The organism is Burkholderia sp. SRS-25 (assembly GCF_004343765.1).
In the GTDB taxonomy this organism is placed as follows: domain Bacteria; phylum Pseudomonadota; class Gammaproteobacteria; order Burkholderiales; family Burkholderiaceae; genus Burkholderia; species Burkholderia contaminans.
Genome location: NZ_PTXM01000015.1, coordinates 1 through 14,379, shown reverse-complemented (window position 1 = coordinate 14,379; position 14,379 = coordinate 1). Strand labels below are relative to the sequence as shown.

The window sequence follows — 14,379 nt, the reverse complement described above, 5'->3', positions numbered from 1 at the left end:
ATACCGCTCGCCTCCCGGGCGACGTCGATGCACCGCCGCCCGCCGCCCGTCATTCGACCGGATGCAGATCCTGCAGAAGCGTCGGCACGAGCTCCGACACGGTCGGGTGGATGTGCATCGCGCGGCTGATCGTCGTGTACGGCGCTCCTGCAGCCATCACGTCGAGCATGCCGTGCACGACTTCGTCGCCCGTCACGCCGAGGATCGACGCGCCGAGGATCGCGTGGCTGTCCGCGTCGACGATCACCTTCATGAAACCCAGGCTCTCGCCTTTTTCCACCGCACGGCCGACGCGCGTCATCGGGCGCGTGCCGACGAGCAGCCGGCGGCCGGTCTGCTTCGCTTCCGCGAGCGTCATGCCGACGCGGCCGAGCGGCGGATCGACGTACAGCGCGTACGCTGCGATGCGATCGGACACCTTGCGCGGATCGTTGTCGAGCAGGTTGGCCGCGACGATCTCGTAGTCGTTGTACGCGGTGTGCGTGAACGCGCCGCGCCCGTTGCAGTCGCCGAGCGCCCAGATGCCGGGCACGTTCGTGCGCAACTGTTCGTCGACCTCGATGTAGCCGCGCGCGTCGGTCGCGACGCCCGCGCGGTCGAGCCCGAGATCGTCGGTGTTCGGCACGCGTCCGACCGCGAGCAGCAGGTGCGAGCCCGCGACTTCGCGGCCGCCGCCCGTGCAGTCGAGGCCGACCGCAATGCCGCTGCCGTCGCGCCGCGCGCTCAGGCAGGTCGCGTCGAGCTGCACGTCGATCCCTTCGTTTTCGAGGATCTCGCGCACCGCCTGCGACACGTCTTCGTCCTCGCGCCGGATCAGGCGCGAGCCCTTCTCGACGATCGTGACCTTCGACCCGAAACGGCGATACATCTGGCCGAACTCGAGCCCGATGTAGCTGCCGCCGACGATCACGAGATGCTCGGGCAGGAAGTCGACGTCCATCATCGTCGAGTTGGTCAGGTACGGCACCGTGTCGAGGCCGGGCATGGCCGGCACCTGCGCGCGCCCGCCGACGTTGATGAAGATGCGCTCGGCTTCGAGCAGTGTGTCGCCCACGCGCACGGTGGTCGCGCCTTCGAAGCGCGCATGACCCTGGATGACGGTCGCGTTTTCCAGCCCGCGCACCCATTGCTCGACACCCTGGTTCGAGCGCCCGGAGATCTGGTCCTTGCGTGCCTTCACGGCTTTCATGTCGACGGTGACTGCGCCGCCCACCGACACGCCGTATTCACCGGCGCGGCGCGCGAGGTGCGCGGCGTAGGCGCTTGCGATCAGCGTCTTGGTCGGGATGCAGCCGGTGTTCACGCAGGTGCCGCCGAAGCGGCCGCGCTCGATGATCGCGACCTTCATCCCGGCGGCGGACAGCCGCGCGGCGAGTGGCGGGCCGGCCTGACCGGTGCCGATGACGATCGCGTCGAAGTGTTGCGTCATGACGTCCTCCAGTGCGGGTGCAGCGAGGGAGCGTAGGCGGGCGAGCCGCGTCCGAGGCCGGTGCAGGGTCGCCCGACGGCGAGCGCCTATGGTAGTCCTGTTGGCGTGCGCTCGCGAGCGGTGGCGGGGCGGGATGCGATGGCGTCTGACCGAAGCCGCATCCGCTGCCGCGCGACGCAACAGGTCGCGTCAGTCCTTGCGTTGCCACTGACTGAACGACACCGGCCGGTGCGCGTCGGCGCGCGTGACGGTGACGTGGTCGGGCTGGTCGTCGAGCGGAAACGATTCGGTGACGATCCGGTTCGAAAACAGCCATCCGTGCGTGCGCGGGTCGTAGCGGAACGTCACGTAGTCGCTCCAGTGCTGCCCGCACGCGACGAAGTTCTGCACGGTGAAATAGCGGCCTTTTATCGCGAAGCCGTTGTCGGCGGCATCTTCGGGATCGAACGGATCGCACTGGCCGCCTTCGTTCGCGCGCAGCACGACCTGGTCGTTGCGCGCGACGAGCCGGAATGCGTGATCCGGTTGTTCCTCGAAGATCAGCAGCGGACGCGGCGACGGCTGCTCGCGCGTATCGACCGCCCGGTGCACGACGACGAGGAAGCTGCGCCGCCCGTTGTCGAGATCCGGCCCGGCATGCGCGAGCAGCGGCTGGTAGCCGGGCGGCAACTGCGCGGCGACCGATTTCGGCAGGTCGCCTGCGCGGGCGTTGAACGAAAACGCGGCGATCAGCGGGAGGAACACGATGGGCAGGCGGGAAACGCGCATCACGGGGTGTCCGGTCGAATGGAGGAAGGAGGTGCCGATGGCGAGGATGTTACAAGTCCCGCCCGGGAAACTCGGTGCCCGGCACCGGATTGAACGCGACGGGCGGCGCGAATCTCGATCATGGGCAGGGCGCGACCGACGGGAAAGAGGGCCAGCATAGCAGCGACAAGCCGCTTTCGGCCATGCGCGAAGCGTGCCAGAATCAACGGCCCGACCGTCGGAAACGACACGCAGGCGCTGGCGATTCGGCGTCACTCACCAAGGAGACTTCGATGACTGCATCGGCTGCCGTACTCGCCATCCTGGCCGCGCTGTTTCTCGGCGCGATGATTCCGGGCCCGAGCTTCGTGCTGGTTGCCCGCAATTCGATCGGGCTGTCGCGCCGCGACGGGCTGGCCACCGCGCTCGGCATGGGCATCGGCGGCATCGTGTTCGGCGGCGTCGCGCTGGCCGGGCTCTACACGCTGCTGCAGGCCGTCGAATGGTTGTACGTGGGCCTCAAGGTGGCGGGCGGTGCATACCTGATCTACATGGCGTCGAAGATCTGGCGCGGCGCCGACCGGCCGATCGCGATGGACGATCCGCAGGCGATGGCCGCCGGCAGCGCGCGCAAGTCGTTCTGGACGGGCCTCACGACCCAGCTCAGCAACCCGAAGACGGCGATCTGGTACGGCAGCATCTTCGCGGCGCTGCTCCCGCAGCATCCGCCGCTGTGGTGCTATCTGGCGCTGCCGCCGCTCGTGTTCGGCGTCGAGTTCGGCTGGTACACGATCGTCGCGCTGTGCTTTTCCACGCGCCGGCCGCGCGAGCTCTATCTGCGCGCGAAGAAGTGGGTCGACCGCATCGCCGCCGGCGCGATCACGCTGCTCGGGCTGCGACTGATCCTGAACGCCCCGAAAGCGGGCATCTGACCGCTTCCATTCCCCATCCGCATCGCACGGCGGCCGGCCACTCCCGTGGCCGGCTGCCGGCGCACACCGCGCGAACGCGTATCGGCATCAGGCTTCGCTGAACCGCGCCAGCAGCGCCGCGAACCGCGTGTCGTCCGGAAATGCCTTCACTTCATAGCGCACCGGGCGATGCCCGGTGGCCGTCATCAGGTCGCCGCACGTGTGCAGCAGCTCGGCCAGCGGCACGTACGCGGACTGCCCCGTCGAGCCGCGATGGAGCGCGACGATATCCGTCTCGGGCAGCAGGGAAGGCACGCCGTCGCTCCACACGCCGACGCTGAACAGGCTGCCGTCCTGGCGCTTGTACACCGAGTAGGTCGCCACGAAGATGTCGATGCCGTCGCGCTCATGCACGTCGTTGAGCAGCATCCGCTGATCCTGGTAGTCGCCCGCGAGCTCGCCGATGCGCAGCGCGTGCAGCTTCGCTTCGAGCCCTGCCGGCACGAATTGCTGCCAGGCGGCGCCGTCCCAGCGCAGCATCAGCGGCGGCAGCGGGCGCGGCTGCGCCTGCGCCTGTTCGGCGAGGTCGACCATGGCGGCGAGCCCGGCTGGATTGCGGTCGCCGGTGAGCAGCAGCACCGCGCGGTTCGGCGCCATCACGACCGGCGCGCCGGCGATCGGCTGGCGGTGGAGCAGGTCGGTCAGCAGCAGCCGCGCCGCGTCGTAGGAGTCGTCGAATTGCGACAGGAACACGCCGTTCGGCAGCGCGGCCCACGGCTTCGACGATTCGGCCCGCAGGTTGTCGATCGCGATGTCGCAGGCTTCGTCGAACGAGACGCCCCATTGGTCGAGCGTCGCGGTCGGCAGGCGCGCGATGTTGAACTCGCCGTCGTATGCGATGCCGATTTCGATGTTCTCGCACAGCGGCCGGAACGCCAGCGCCGTGATGCCGGCCTGCCCGGCCAGTTGCAGCGCGGCCACGCCGCGCTCGGTCGCGCTGCGGATCACGGGCCGCAGCTTCGCGCGCGCGACGGCGAAATCCGTCGGGATCTCGTGCTGCATCATCGCGTTCGCCTGCCGTTTCAGCACGGTGTCCCGCTCGGACGGCTTCGCGGCCGCGTAGTCGCGGAACAGGTTGTGCAGGTTGATGATGTTCGACGGCGCATCCGACTGGACGAGGCAGCCTTTCTCGTCCTCGTGCCGCCAGGTGCGGGTGTCGCCCGATGCGCGCAGCGTGGCGATCAGGCGTTCCGCGAAAGCCTGCGGGGTCGGCGGTTTGCCGAAACGGTCGCGCAGGCGCGTGACGAGATTGGCAAGCATCGTGGGCGGTCGGGCCGGGCCCGTCTGTTGTCGTTGTGGGTCGGTGGCGCCCGCTCTCAGGGGCGCCGCCCGCGGCCGGCACGCGTGGCTCGGCGGGTGTTGCGATGGTAGCGCAACGCGGTGGGTATAGTCGGACGATATTCGCGACCGGTGGGTGATGTGGCGGGGGCGGGAGCAGGGACAGGATCTGGAGCCAGGGCCAAGGCGTGGGCAAGGCAAGGCAAGGGCGCGGCAGGACCGTCTCCGCCGCAGCCCCCGTTCGCCCGCCAAGCCTTGCGCGGCGGGCGTTCGCGTGTGTCGCATGCGGCGCCGAACGGCACCGCTTCCCCGATTCTGGCGGCCCACGTCCCGGCGACGTGTAAACTGCTGCCTTTTTTGACGGTTTGCAGCATGGTGCAAGCACCTCCGCGCCCGGCACTGAGCGGCCCGGCGCTCGTCCGGCTGCTCGCGCGCCTGGCCGATGCCGACGTCGCGGAATCCCGACAGACACTGTCCGACCGGCTGAGCCAGTGGCTCGGCTGGACCGACGCGATCACGCTATCGTCCGCGCTGAACGCGAGCCCGCCCGGCGTCGCGGCCGGCGTGCGCGGCTACGACGCGGAGCGTGACTGCGCGCGCGTGCGCCACGAGCTCGCGCAGGCGATCACGGCCGCCAACCGGCCCCGTGCGCGGCGCCGGCCCGGCGATCCGCCGCCGCCGGCCGCCGACACGGCCGATTTCGCGGACTTCCGCCAGCGTTATCTGTCCCTGCAGCAGGACATGGAAACGGCGATCGGCCAGTTGCGCGGCCGCCTGCGGGTCGCGGTCGCCGCCCGCTCGTCCGGGATGGCGCGGCTCGCGACGCTCGACGCGATCATGGAGCGCGTGCTCGGCGCGCGCGAGCGCAGCCTGCTGTCGCCCATCCCCGCGCTGCTCGGTACGCGTTTCGGGCGGCTGCGCGACGCGGAGCGGCAGGCGCTGGCCGATGCCGAATCCGCTGCTGCAGCCGCAGCCGCAGCCACGGCCGATCCGCCCGATGACGGTGCGATGGTGGCCGATGGCACGGCCGTCGCGGCGATCGTGCCCGGCGCATGGCTCGATACGTTTCGCGACGAGATGCAAAGCATCCTGCTTGCCGAACTCGAAGTCCGGTTTCAAACGGTAGACGGGCTGCTCGCGGCCCTTCGCACCAGCTAATCAACACGCTATGTCCAGAATTCGCCTTGATCTCGTTGTCTTCGTCGCCGGTTTGCTCGCTGTGGGCTGGATCGGCGTCGGCTATGTCGCGTCGAACCCGCTGGCAGCGGCCGTCACGCTGCTGATCGCCGCGTGCTACGTCGCCGGCGCATGGGAGCTGCTGCGCTACCGGCAGGCCACCGCCACGCTGTCGCGCGCGGTCGCCGGCCTGACCGAGCCGCCCGCGAAGCTCGACACGTGGCTCGATATGCTGCACCCGGGCCTGCGCGGCGCCGTGCGCGCGCGGGTCGAAGGCGCGCGCGTCGCGCTGCCGGGCCCGTCGCTCACGCCTTACCTCGTCGGCCTGCTCGTGCTGCTCGGCATGCTCGGCACGCTGCTCGGGATGGTCGTCACGCTGAAGGGCACCGGCGCTGCGCTCGAAAGCGCGACCGATCTCGATGCGATCCGCGCATCGCTGATCGCGCCGGTGAAGGGCCTCGGGTTTGCATTCGGCACGTCGATCGCCGGTGTCGCGACGTCCGCGATGCTCGGGCTGCTGTCCGCGCTCGTGCGCCGCGAGCGGATCGACGCGGCCCAGCAGCTCGACGCGAAGATCGCGACGACGCTGCGCGTGCATTCGTCCGCGCACCAGCGCGACGAATCGTTCCGGCTGCTGCAGCGCCAGGCCGACGTCATGCCGGCACTGGTCGACCGGCTGCAGACGATGATGACGACGCTCGAAGCGCGCAGCGTCGCGCTGCACGATCGCCAGATCGAAAGCCAGCAGGCGTTTTTCGACCGGACCGAGCGCGCCTATGCGGGCCTCGCGTCGAATGTCGGCGACGCGCTGAAGGAAAGCGCCGCCGAAAGCGCGCGCGTGGCCGGTGCCGCGCTGCAGCCGGTCGTCGCCGCGACGATGACCGGGCTCGCGCAGGAGATGGCTGCGCTGCGCGACACCGTGACGGGCGCCGTGCAGCGTCAGCTCGACGGGCTGACGGACGGCTTCGAGAAGACCACCGGCAACGTGACGGCCGTCTGGAACCGCGCGCTCGACGAACAGCGCCGCGCGGGCGATGCCGTCGCGCAGCAGCTGCAGACGACGCTCGGCCAGTTCACCGACACGTTCTCGCAGCGTTCGACGGACCTGCTCGACGGCGTGGCGACGCGCCTCGAATCGACTGAAAGCCGACTGTCGGACGCATGGCGCGACGCGCTGTCGCGCCAGGAGCAGGTCGGCGAGACGCTGGCCGGCCAGCATGCGCGCGCGCTGGGCGAGGCCGCCGCGGCGTTCGAACGCCATTCCGGCGCGACGCTTGCCGCGATGCGCGAGTCGCACGCGGGGCTGCAGGCCGACCTGGCGGCGCGCGACGAACAGCGCGTCGCCGCGTGGAACGATTCGCTGGCCGCGATGGCCGCAAAGCTCGGCGACGAATGGCAGCGCGCCGGCGTGCACAGCGCAGCCCGTCAGCAGGAAATCTGCGACGCACTGGCGCAAACGACGCGCGATCTCACGGTGCAGGCTGCGACGTTCGAACAACGTTCGGACGCGTTGCTGTCGACGATCCGCGATTCGCATACGGGCCTGCAGACGCAACTGGCTGCGCGCGACGAAGAACGCCTCGCTGCGTGGAACGACTCGCTGGCCGCGATGGCCACGAAGCTCAACGACGAATGGCAGCGCGCAGGTGTACATAGTGCGGGCCGTCAGCAGGAAATCTGCGACGCACTGGCACAAACGACGCGCGACCTGAGCGCACAGGCTTCGACGTTCGAACAACGCTCGAACGAACTGCTGTCGACGATTCGCGATTCGCATGCCGGCCTGCAGACGCAACTGGCCGCCCGCGACGAAGAACGCCTCGCTGCATGGAACGAGTCGCTCACCGCGATGGCCGCCGCGCTGCGCGACGAATGGGCGCAGACGAGCGCGCAGGCCGCGACGCGCCAGCAGGACATCTGCGACACGCTGGCCCGCACCGCGAACGACATCACCGCGCAGGCACAGGTGCACGCGAGCGACACGATCAACGAGATCGCGCGCCTCGTGCAGGCTGCATCGGAGGCGCCGAAGGCCGCGGCCGACGTCGTCGCCGAGCTGCGCCAGCGCCTGTCCGACAGCCTGGTGCACGACACCGCGATGCTCGAGGAGCGCAGCCGCCTGCTCGCGACGCTCGAAACGCTGCTCGGCGCGGTCAACCACGCGTCGACCGAACAGCGCACCGCGATCGACGCGCTCGTCAGCACGTCGGCCGACTTGCTCGATCGCGTCGGCGCGCGCTTCAACGACACCGTCGATGCCGAAACACGCAAGCTCGACTCGGTGGCCGCGCAAGTCACGGCGGGCGCCGTCGAGGTCGCGAGCCTCGGCGACGCGTTCGGGATGGCCGTGCAGGTGTTCGGCGAGTCGAACGACAAGCTGCTGACCCATCTGCAACGCATCGAGGCCGCGCTCGAGAAGTCGCTCGCGCGCAGCGACGAGCAGCTCGAGTACTACGTCGCGCAGGCGCGCGAGGTGATCGACCTGAGCATGATGTCGCAGAAGCAGATCGTCGAAGACCTGCAGCAGCTCGCCGGCCGGCGGGCGAGCGTCGGAGCGTAACGCATGCACGACGAAATCGACGGCGGCGCAACCTCCGCGCCGGTGTGGCCCGCGTTCGCCGACCTGATGTCGGTGCTGCTCGGCGCGTTCGTGCTGATCCTCGTCGGCGTGATCGGCATGCAGCTTCAGCTCACGTCGAAGCTCGAGGAAGCCGTGCGCGCGCGCCAGCAGGAAGCGCAGCAGCGCAAGTCCCTCGAGCAGGCGCTCGCCGGGCCGCTTGCAGCCGGCCGCGTGACGCTCGTGAACGGGCGCATCGGCATCAGCGGCAACGTGCTGTTCGCGCTGAACTCCGACCAGTTGCAGCCCGCGGGCCGCGACCTGCTGAAGACGCTGGCCGCGCCGTTGGGCACCTACCTGAAGACGCGTGACGAGATCCTGATGATCAGCGGCTTCGCCGACGACCAGCAGGTGCACGCGGGCAACCGCCTGTTCGCGGACAACTGGGAACTGTCGGCCAAGCGAGCGTTGACGGTCACGCGTGCGCTGATCGACGCCGGCGTGCCGGCGTCGTCGGTGTTCGCGGCGGCGTTCGGCTCCGAGCAGCCGGTCAGCTCGAACGCGGACGATGAAGGCCGCGCGAAGAACCGTCGCGTGGAGATCGCGCCGGTGCCGCGCAAGTCGGCGTCGAACGGAGGGAAGGCGAAGTGACCGGCGACGCGACGCACGTTCGCGCGACGCTCGACGCATGGCGCGAGCAGGGCGCCGACCGGCTCGATCCGGTGCGCTTTCACCGGATCGACGCGCTCGAACGGCGCGCGGCCGCGCTCGAAGGCGATGTGCGTGCGTTGCTCGACGCGCGGCTGGCGACGCTGATCGAAGGTTTTGCGGAAGTGGTGGCGCGCGCCGGTGAAACGGCAACCGCGAGCAGCGCGGCAGGTGCGCCCGCGCGCGGCGCGCTGGCGGCACTCGTCGAGCGGCTCGCGCGCGATGCGCAGGCCGACCGGCGCGGGCTCGATCCCGAGCTGGTCGACTACTTCCGTACGATGTGGTCGAAGGTCCGCACCGAACAGCAATACCGCCAGTCGCTCGACCAGGTGCCGCGCAACGCGGGGCCGCTCAATTCGAACAGTCTCGTGCACCGGTCGCTCGCGACGATGCGCGAGTTGTCGCCCGCTTATCTGCAGCAGTTCCTGTCGTATGTCGACGCGCTCGCGTGGCTCGAGGATCTCGCCGGCGGCGGCGCGCAGCCCGAGAAGGAAGCGCCGCGGGCGAAGGTGGCCAAACCGGCGAAGAAGGCGACGCGCGCCAAGGCGCGGTAACGCTGCGCGCGTTCACGAACGAACGCGGGTGGCTACCGGCGCGGTTCCGCTTCCTGGATCGCCGCGCGCAGCGCATGCAACGCATCGGCCAGCGCCGACGCGAACGGCGGATGCGCGGCGATGCCCGTCGCGTCGAGTTGACTGCCGAGGATCGGCAGCGTGATCGACGCGCGCTCGACGATGTTCGCCGACATCACCGACAGCGTTTCCCGCAGCGCCGCGTCCGCATGCGTTGCGCGCGGCGACGCGTTCAGCACCGCGACCGGCTTGTACACGACGGCTTCGCACCCCACGATCCAGTCCAGCGCGTTCTTCATCACGCCCGTTACGCCGTGCGCGTATTCCGGGCTCGCGATCAGCAGGCCGTCGGCGGCATTCACGCGGTCGATCAGGTCGCGCACAGCGGTGGGCGACGGATATTCGGTATCGGGATTGAACAGCGGGAATTCACCGAGACGATCGAAGCGCGCGATGCGCATGCCGCGCGGCGCGACGAGCGCGGCCGCATCGAGCAGCGCGGCGTTGTACGACTGGGCGCGAAGGCTGCCGCACAGCGCGACGATGTCGATGTGGCGGTCGGTGTGGTGGCGGGGATCGGTGGTCATCGATGTGCGTGTCGGTTGGCGCGTTGCGTAGCGGCGGGCGTCGCGCGGGTCGCACGGATTATCGCACCGGTGCTCGGGCGGCACCGGCCATCCCCGCCGCGCGCGCGAATTCCCCGATCTCCCATCCATGACCGAGCATCAGCCGCCGCGTATGCAGCGCGCCATGCACGTCGTCGTCGACGGTTTCGCCGAGATAACGCAGCGCACGCCCGTCGATATCGACGAAGCCGTGCCGGTAATCCTGCGCGAGCGCCGTCCACAACTGCGCGGCGCCGACCGACTGGCGCGCGCCGCTGATCAGGCACAGGCCTGCGTCGAGCCCCCAGCGATACAGCGTCGTCGCAAGCCCCTTGCGTTGCGCGGACCCGCGCAGCCGCGTATGCGGCGCGCGCAGATAGCGGTCGGCGCGGCGGGGGATTTCGGGCAGGCGGTTGAACACCGTATAGCCTGTGAGCTGGCGCGCGGCCGGGTCCTCGACGTAAAGGAAGTATTCACCGTCCGCCTCGCGGTGACGGACGATCAAGCCGGAGCGGCCGAGCGCGACCGCCGGCAGGCCGTGCAGGCGATGGCCTGGCTGGTAGAGACGCGCGTAGAGCGTGTCGAGTTCATCGTCGATGTCGTGCTGGGAATGCTGTACGTCGATACGCATGGCAAAGGTCGCCCGTCCCGGGCGGTCCGAGAAAGTGGTTCATCGCAAAAGGGGAAAGGAATGGCTGCGGCCCCCGGGCTCGGCGAAGCGAGCCGGGGCCGCGAATCAGCTGGGGATGTGCTGGAAACCGGCGGCGATCGCGGCGAGGCCCGCGATGCAGAGTGCGAACAGGATCAGGACTTTGTGGATCACGTCTCTCTCCTCAAGAATGCGCGGCGCCGAAGGGCGGCATCGCGGAGACGGTGAGCGGCGGGCACGGCCCGCGCGGCCGTCGTGCGGGACGACGGTCGAAGGTCCGGGCGACGTATCGCTCGCGGACGGGCAGCACCATACGCGACGTGATTCGGGCGGGCAATCGGACAGGAGATGAAAAGCGACGAAAGGCGGAGAATCGCGTCGTTTCGCGACAATTGGCCGCATGAGGGCGAGCCACTACCCGGGGCAACCGGCCCCGCCTTTTGCCACCGTATCAGGCCGGCGCGCGCTGCCCGAATGCCTGCCTGATCCGCGCGAACAGCCCGTGCTGCTCGATCCATTCGGCATACGCGCGATAGTCGGGATCGCGCATCAGGTGGCGCTCTTCCGTCTTCGCCCGCGTGTAGTAGATCAGGTTGATCGCGACGAGCCCCGCGCAGTGCATGAGCCCGACCTGCCAGCCGAGCGGCTCGACGAACGGCACCGACACCATCCAGTACGACAGGTTCTTCGTGATGTACGCAGGATGCTTCGTGAAGCGGTACGGGCCCGACGTGATGATCCCGCGGTTGGTGAGGTTCGAGAAACGCAGCCCGAACGAGATCGTGCACAGCGCGTAGGTCAACAGCAGCAGGATGATCACCGAGCCCCAGATCACGCGCAGCGTCGGGGCCGACATCAGCCAGTTGTCCCAGAACATCGAGCCTTCGTAGCGGATGTAGTTGTTCGAGAACAGCGACCAGAACGGCTGGTAGCACATCAGCGCGGCCACCCAGCCGAGCGTCGTCGGCTCGACGGTGCGCACGTGGCTGTCGAGGATGCGGAACGTGCACAGGTAGCCGACGGTGCCGAACATCAGGTCCATCGTGAACGACAGGTCGTACATGAACACGAAGGTCGCGATCGTCATCGGCGCATGCATCGCGTTCGCGAGCGACGCGGTCAGGTGATCGGCGTCCTTCGACAGGTAGACGGTCATCAGCGGCAGGAAGAACGCCTTCACGCCCCAGCCGGCCAGCATCTCGCGCACCGGCTTCCAGCTTGCGGGCTGCTCGCGGCGGAACAGGAAGCGGCCCCACAGCAGGTACGCGTCGTCGGTCTCGCGCTGGTGGCGGTCCATCCACGCGAAGTAGAACGGCGCGGCGACGATCACGTACGGCGCGAGCGAGCGCAGCAGCGACCAGAACGGCAGGTAGAACCGGCCATGGTATTCGGGCAGCAGCCAGTAGATCACGCCGATGCCCGCATAGATCGACGTCAGCGCGCCGAGCCGCGTCGCGACGCGCGCGATGCCGAGCGGCCGGACGGCTTGCCGCGACAGGCCCGCGCTCGGGCGCAGGTAGACGCGCGAGATGAAGATCTCATGCAGCGCGATCGTGCCGATGATCGCGAGGCTCGCGATGACCGCGCGCGTGGCTGCGTCGAGGGTCGGCTGGTCGCGCGTGATCCACAGCGCGAAGAGCCCTGCGGTGATGCCGAGCAGGCCGGCGCGCAGCGGCGTGGCGGAACGGGGTGGGCGGTCCTGGACCGCGGCGATGCCGTCAAGCGTGGAATTCATGATCGGATCCTCGTACGAATGAGGGCCGGCGCCCCCGCTTGGCGGGTGACGCCGGCCGTCGGCCGGGCTTTGTATGGATGCGCGCCCGGCCATTGGCCTGTGGTTCTGTTAGGTAAAGCGTTACTTCTTGTTGCCGCCGCCCAGCAGTCCGCCCAGGAGGTTCGTCACCGGTGACAGCAGGTTGCCGGCGCCGCCCGCGGCACCACCGCTCGAGCCGCCGGTCAGGCCGCCCACCACGGAGCCGCCACCCGCCGGCGTCGTGACCGAGCCGGCCGCACCGCCGGGGCTGGCCGTGCCGGTGGCGCCCGCGGCGCCTGCCGGCGTCGTCAGCGCACCCGTCACCGTGCCGACCGGGCCGCTCGACAGCAGGCCGCCGAGCGTGCCCGTCACGTTGCCGCCCGGCGTCGTGACCGTGCCGGTGAGGCTGGCGCCGAGCGGCGTCAGCGAGTTGACGAGGTTGGTGACCGGCGCAAGCAGGCCGCCGATACCCGCGCCACCGGTGCCGCTGGTGCCGCCCGTGCCACTCGTTCCGCCGGTACCGCTCGTGCCGCCCGAACCGAGGCCGCCGAGCGCACCCGTCAGCGAGCCGAGCAGGCCCGTGACCGGACCGAGCGGGCCGCCGCTGCTCGTGCCGCTGGTGCCGCCCGAACCGCTCGAGCTGCCGCCGCCCAGGCCGCCCGTCAGCGTGCCGAGCAGGCCCGTGATCGGGGCGAGCGGGTTGCTGCCGCCCGTGCCGCTGCTGGAGCTGCCGGCGTTGTTGTCGTGGACGAGGCCGCCGGTGGACGTCACCGAGTTGCCGAGCTGCGCCACGACACCGCCGAGCGCGCCGCCGACCGGGTTGTCGGTCGCGCCGCCGACCTTCGTGCCGGCGCCGGCGAGGCCGTTGCCGAGCGCGCTCAGCAGGCCGTTGAGCGGCGTGCCGAGCAGCGTGACGCCGCCGAGCGTCTGCGTGGCGCCCGGCGTCGTGACCCCGCCGGTCAGCGTGTTCGTGATCGGGTTGATCACCTTGCCGACCTGCGTCTCGAGCTGCTGGACCGGCGAGCTGTTCAGCGCCGTGTTGAGGCCCGACGCGGTCGAGTTGACGGCGCTGCCGACGGTGTTGACGAGATCGCCGACGAGCGTCGTGACCGGCGACAGCGGCGACAGCGGGCCGGAGCCGAGGCTCGTCACCGCGTTGCCGAGGTTGTTGACCGTGCCGCCGGCGCCGGTCAGCAGGCCGGTGGTCGACGTCAGCGTCGGTCCGAGCGGGTTGGCCGACACGCCGATCGAGCCGAGGCCGGCGGCGACGCCGTTGCCGAGCGCCTGCACGCCGTTGCCGAGGCTCGTGACCGCGTTGCCGACGCTGGTGGCCGTCGTCGGGTTCGTGCCGGGGATCTGCACGCCGCCGATCTGCGCGCCGCCGGTTGCGACCGTCGTGCCGAGTGCCGTCACGAGGTTGCCGGATTTCTGAAGGACATTGCCGAGGGGGGTGACGCCGGTGCCGGAGGTGCCGGAAGTGCCCGACGTGCCCGACGTGCCCGAAGTGCCGGAAGTGCCGGAAGTGCCGGAAGTGCCCGAAGTGCCCGAAGTGCCGGAAGTGCCCGAAGTACCCGAAGTACCCGAAGTACCCGAAGTACCCGAAGTACCCGAAGTACCCGAAGTACCCGAAGTACCCGAAGTACCCGAAGTACCCGAAGTGCCGGAAGTACCCGAAGTGCCGGAAGTGCCCGAGGTGCCGGAAGTGCCCGAGGTGCCGGAGGTACCCGACGTGCCTGAGGTACCCGAAGTGCCGGAAGTACCCGAAGTGCCGGAAGTGCCCGAGGTGCCGGAGGTACCCGACGTGCCTGAGGTACCCGAGGTGCCGGAAGTACCCGAGGTGCCGGAAGTACCCGAGGTGCCGGAGGTACCCGAGGTGCCGGAAGTACCCGAGCGACCGATATGAGGGGGGGGGGCTGGGTGGGCGGGGGGGGGGG

General features: G+C 69.8%; 12 protein-coding genes. 5 read left to right on the top strand and 7 right to left on the bottom strand.

Annotated features, from left to right (window positions below; genetic code table 11):
- Positions 1-49 precede the first annotated feature (49 nt).
- Together C5O79_RS20775 and C5O79_RS20770 are read right to left on the bottom strand one after the other, a co-directional pair.
- Complete coding sequence (locus C5O79_RS20775; protein ID WP_131931622.1) at positions 50-1,429, bottom strand: FAD-containing oxidoreductase; 1,380 nt, start codon at positions 1,427-1,429, stop codon at positions 50-52.
- Positions 1,430-1,618: 189 nt separating this feature from the next.
- Entirely contained in the window at positions 1,619-2,197 is a 579-nt protein-coding gene (locus tag C5O79_RS20770) for a hypothetical protein (RefSeq protein WP_131931620.1), read from the bottom strand.
- 272 nt (positions 2,198-2,469) lie between these two features.
- Here C5O79_RS20770 and C5O79_RS20765 point away from each other — a divergent pair, with 272 nt between their 5' ends.
- Positions 2,470-3,108 (top strand): LysE family translocator, encoded by a 639-nt coding sequence (locus C5O79_RS20765; RefSeq protein WP_046549348.1) that lies wholly within the window; start codon positions 2,470-2,472, stop codon positions 3,106-3,108.
- Between the two features lie 87 nt (positions 3,109-3,195).
- On the opposite strand, the gene C5O79_RS20760 is transcribed toward C5O79_RS20765, so the two are convergent.
- On the bottom strand, positions 3,196-4,407 hold the full coding sequence (locus C5O79_RS20760; RefSeq protein WP_131931618.1) for a hypothetical protein: 1,212 nt from the start codon (positions 4,405-4,407) through the stop codon (positions 3,196-3,198).
- 390 nt (positions 4,408-4,797) lie between these two features.
- Here C5O79_RS20760 and C5O79_RS20755 point away from each other — a divergent pair, with 390 nt between their 5' ends.
- Genes C5O79_RS20755 through C5O79_RS20740 form a run of 4 tightly spaced genes read left to right on the top strand, consistent with a single transcriptional unit; the run spans position 4,798 to position 9,420 of the window.
- Entirely contained in the window at positions 4,798-5,583 is a 786-nt protein-coding gene (locus tag C5O79_RS20755; protein WP_047851749.1) for a DUF3348 domain-containing protein, read from the top strand.
- Between the two features lie 10 nt (positions 5,584-5,593).
- A complete protein-coding gene (locus C5O79_RS20750; protein WP_131931616.1) occupies positions 5,594-8,161 on the top strand; it encodes a DUF802 domain-containing protein in 2,568 nt (855 codons plus the stop codon).
- Positions 8,162-8,164: 3 nt separating this feature from the next.
- Positions 8,165-8,809 (top strand): OmpA family protein, encoded by a 645-nt coding sequence (locus C5O79_RS20745; RefSeq protein ID WP_131931614.1) that lies wholly within the window; start codon positions 8,165-8,167, stop codon positions 8,807-8,809.
- On the top strand, positions 8,806-9,420 hold the full coding sequence (locus C5O79_RS20740; RefSeq protein ID WP_131931612.1) for a DUF2894 domain-containing protein: 615 nt from the start codon (positions 8,806-8,808) through the stop codon (positions 9,418-9,420). Before C5O79_RS20745 ends, C5O79_RS20740 begins: the two co-directional genes overlap by 4 nt.
- A 32-nt stretch (positions 9,421-9,452) precedes the next feature.
- Here C5O79_RS20740 and C5O79_RS20735 read toward each other — a convergent pair whose 3' ends face one another.
- The 4 genes from C5O79_RS20735 to C5O79_RS20720 form a co-directional block, all read right to left on the bottom strand.
- Positions 9,453-10,025 (bottom strand): NADPH-dependent FMN reductase, encoded by a 573-nt coding sequence (locus C5O79_RS20735; RefSeq protein ID WP_131931610.1) that lies wholly within the window; start codon positions 10,023-10,025, stop codon positions 9,453-9,455.
- Between the two features lie 58 nt (positions 10,026-10,083).
- Positions 10,084-10,674: a histone acetyltransferase gene (locus C5O79_RS20730; protein ID WP_124617759.1), complete on the bottom strand. Its 591-nt coding sequence runs from the start codon at positions 10,672-10,674 to the stop codon at positions 10,084-10,086.
- 469 nt (positions 10,675-11,143) lie between these two features.
- The gene (locus C5O79_RS20725; RefSeq protein WP_046549356.1) at positions 11,144-12,427 is read right to left on the bottom strand and encodes an isoprenylcysteine carboxylmethyltransferase family protein; all 1,284 of its coding nucleotides are present in this window, start codon (positions 12,425-12,427) and stop codon (positions 11,144-11,146) included.
- A 120-nt stretch (positions 12,428-12,547) separates the two neighbouring features.
- A partial coding sequence (locus C5O79_RS20720) for a collagen-like triple helix repeat-containing protein (protein WP_131931608.1) occupies positions 12,548-14,379 on the bottom strand: 1,832 nt, incomplete at its 5' end.

Bases quoted from the DNA above. Each gene is read 5' to 3' on its own strand.
- C5O79_RS20735 (WP_131931610.1), bottom strand. From the start codon at position 10,025: ATGACCACCGATCCCCGCCACCACACCGACCGCCACATCGACATCGTC.
- C5O79_RS20755 (WP_047851749.1), top strand. From the start codon at position 4,798: ATGGTGCAAGCACCTCCGCGCCCGGCACTGAGCGGCCCGGCGCTCGTC.
- C5O79_RS20760 (WP_131931618.1), bottom strand. From the start codon at position 4,407: ATGCTTGCCAATCTCGTCACGCGCCTGCGCGACCGTTTCGGCAAACCG.
- C5O79_RS20750 (WP_131931616.1), top strand. From the start codon at position 5,594: ATGTCCAGAATTCGCCTTGATCTCGTTGTCTTCGTCGCCGGTTTGCTC.
- C5O79_RS20745 (WP_131931614.1), top strand. From the start codon at position 8,165: ATGCACGACGAAATCGACGGCGGCGCAACCTCCGCGCCGGTGTGGCCC.
- C5O79_RS20765 (WP_046549348.1), top strand. From the start codon at position 2,470: ATGACTGCATCGGCTGCCGTACTCGCCATCCTGGCCGCGCTGTTTCTC.
- C5O79_RS20770 (WP_131931620.1), bottom strand. From the start codon at position 2,197: ATGCGCGTTTCCCGCCTGCCCATCGTGTTCCTCCCGCTGATCGCCGCG.
- C5O79_RS20775 (WP_131931622.1), bottom strand. From the start codon at position 1,429: ATGACGCAACACTTCGACGCGATCGTCATCGGCACCGGTCAGGCCGGC.
- C5O79_RS20725 (WP_046549356.1), bottom strand. From the start codon at position 12,427: ATGAATTCCACGCTTGACGGCATCGCCGCGGTCCAGGACCGCCCACCC.
- C5O79_RS20730 (WP_124617759.1), bottom strand. From the start codon at position 10,674: ATGCGTATCGACGTACAGCATTCCCAGCACGACATCGACGATGAACTC.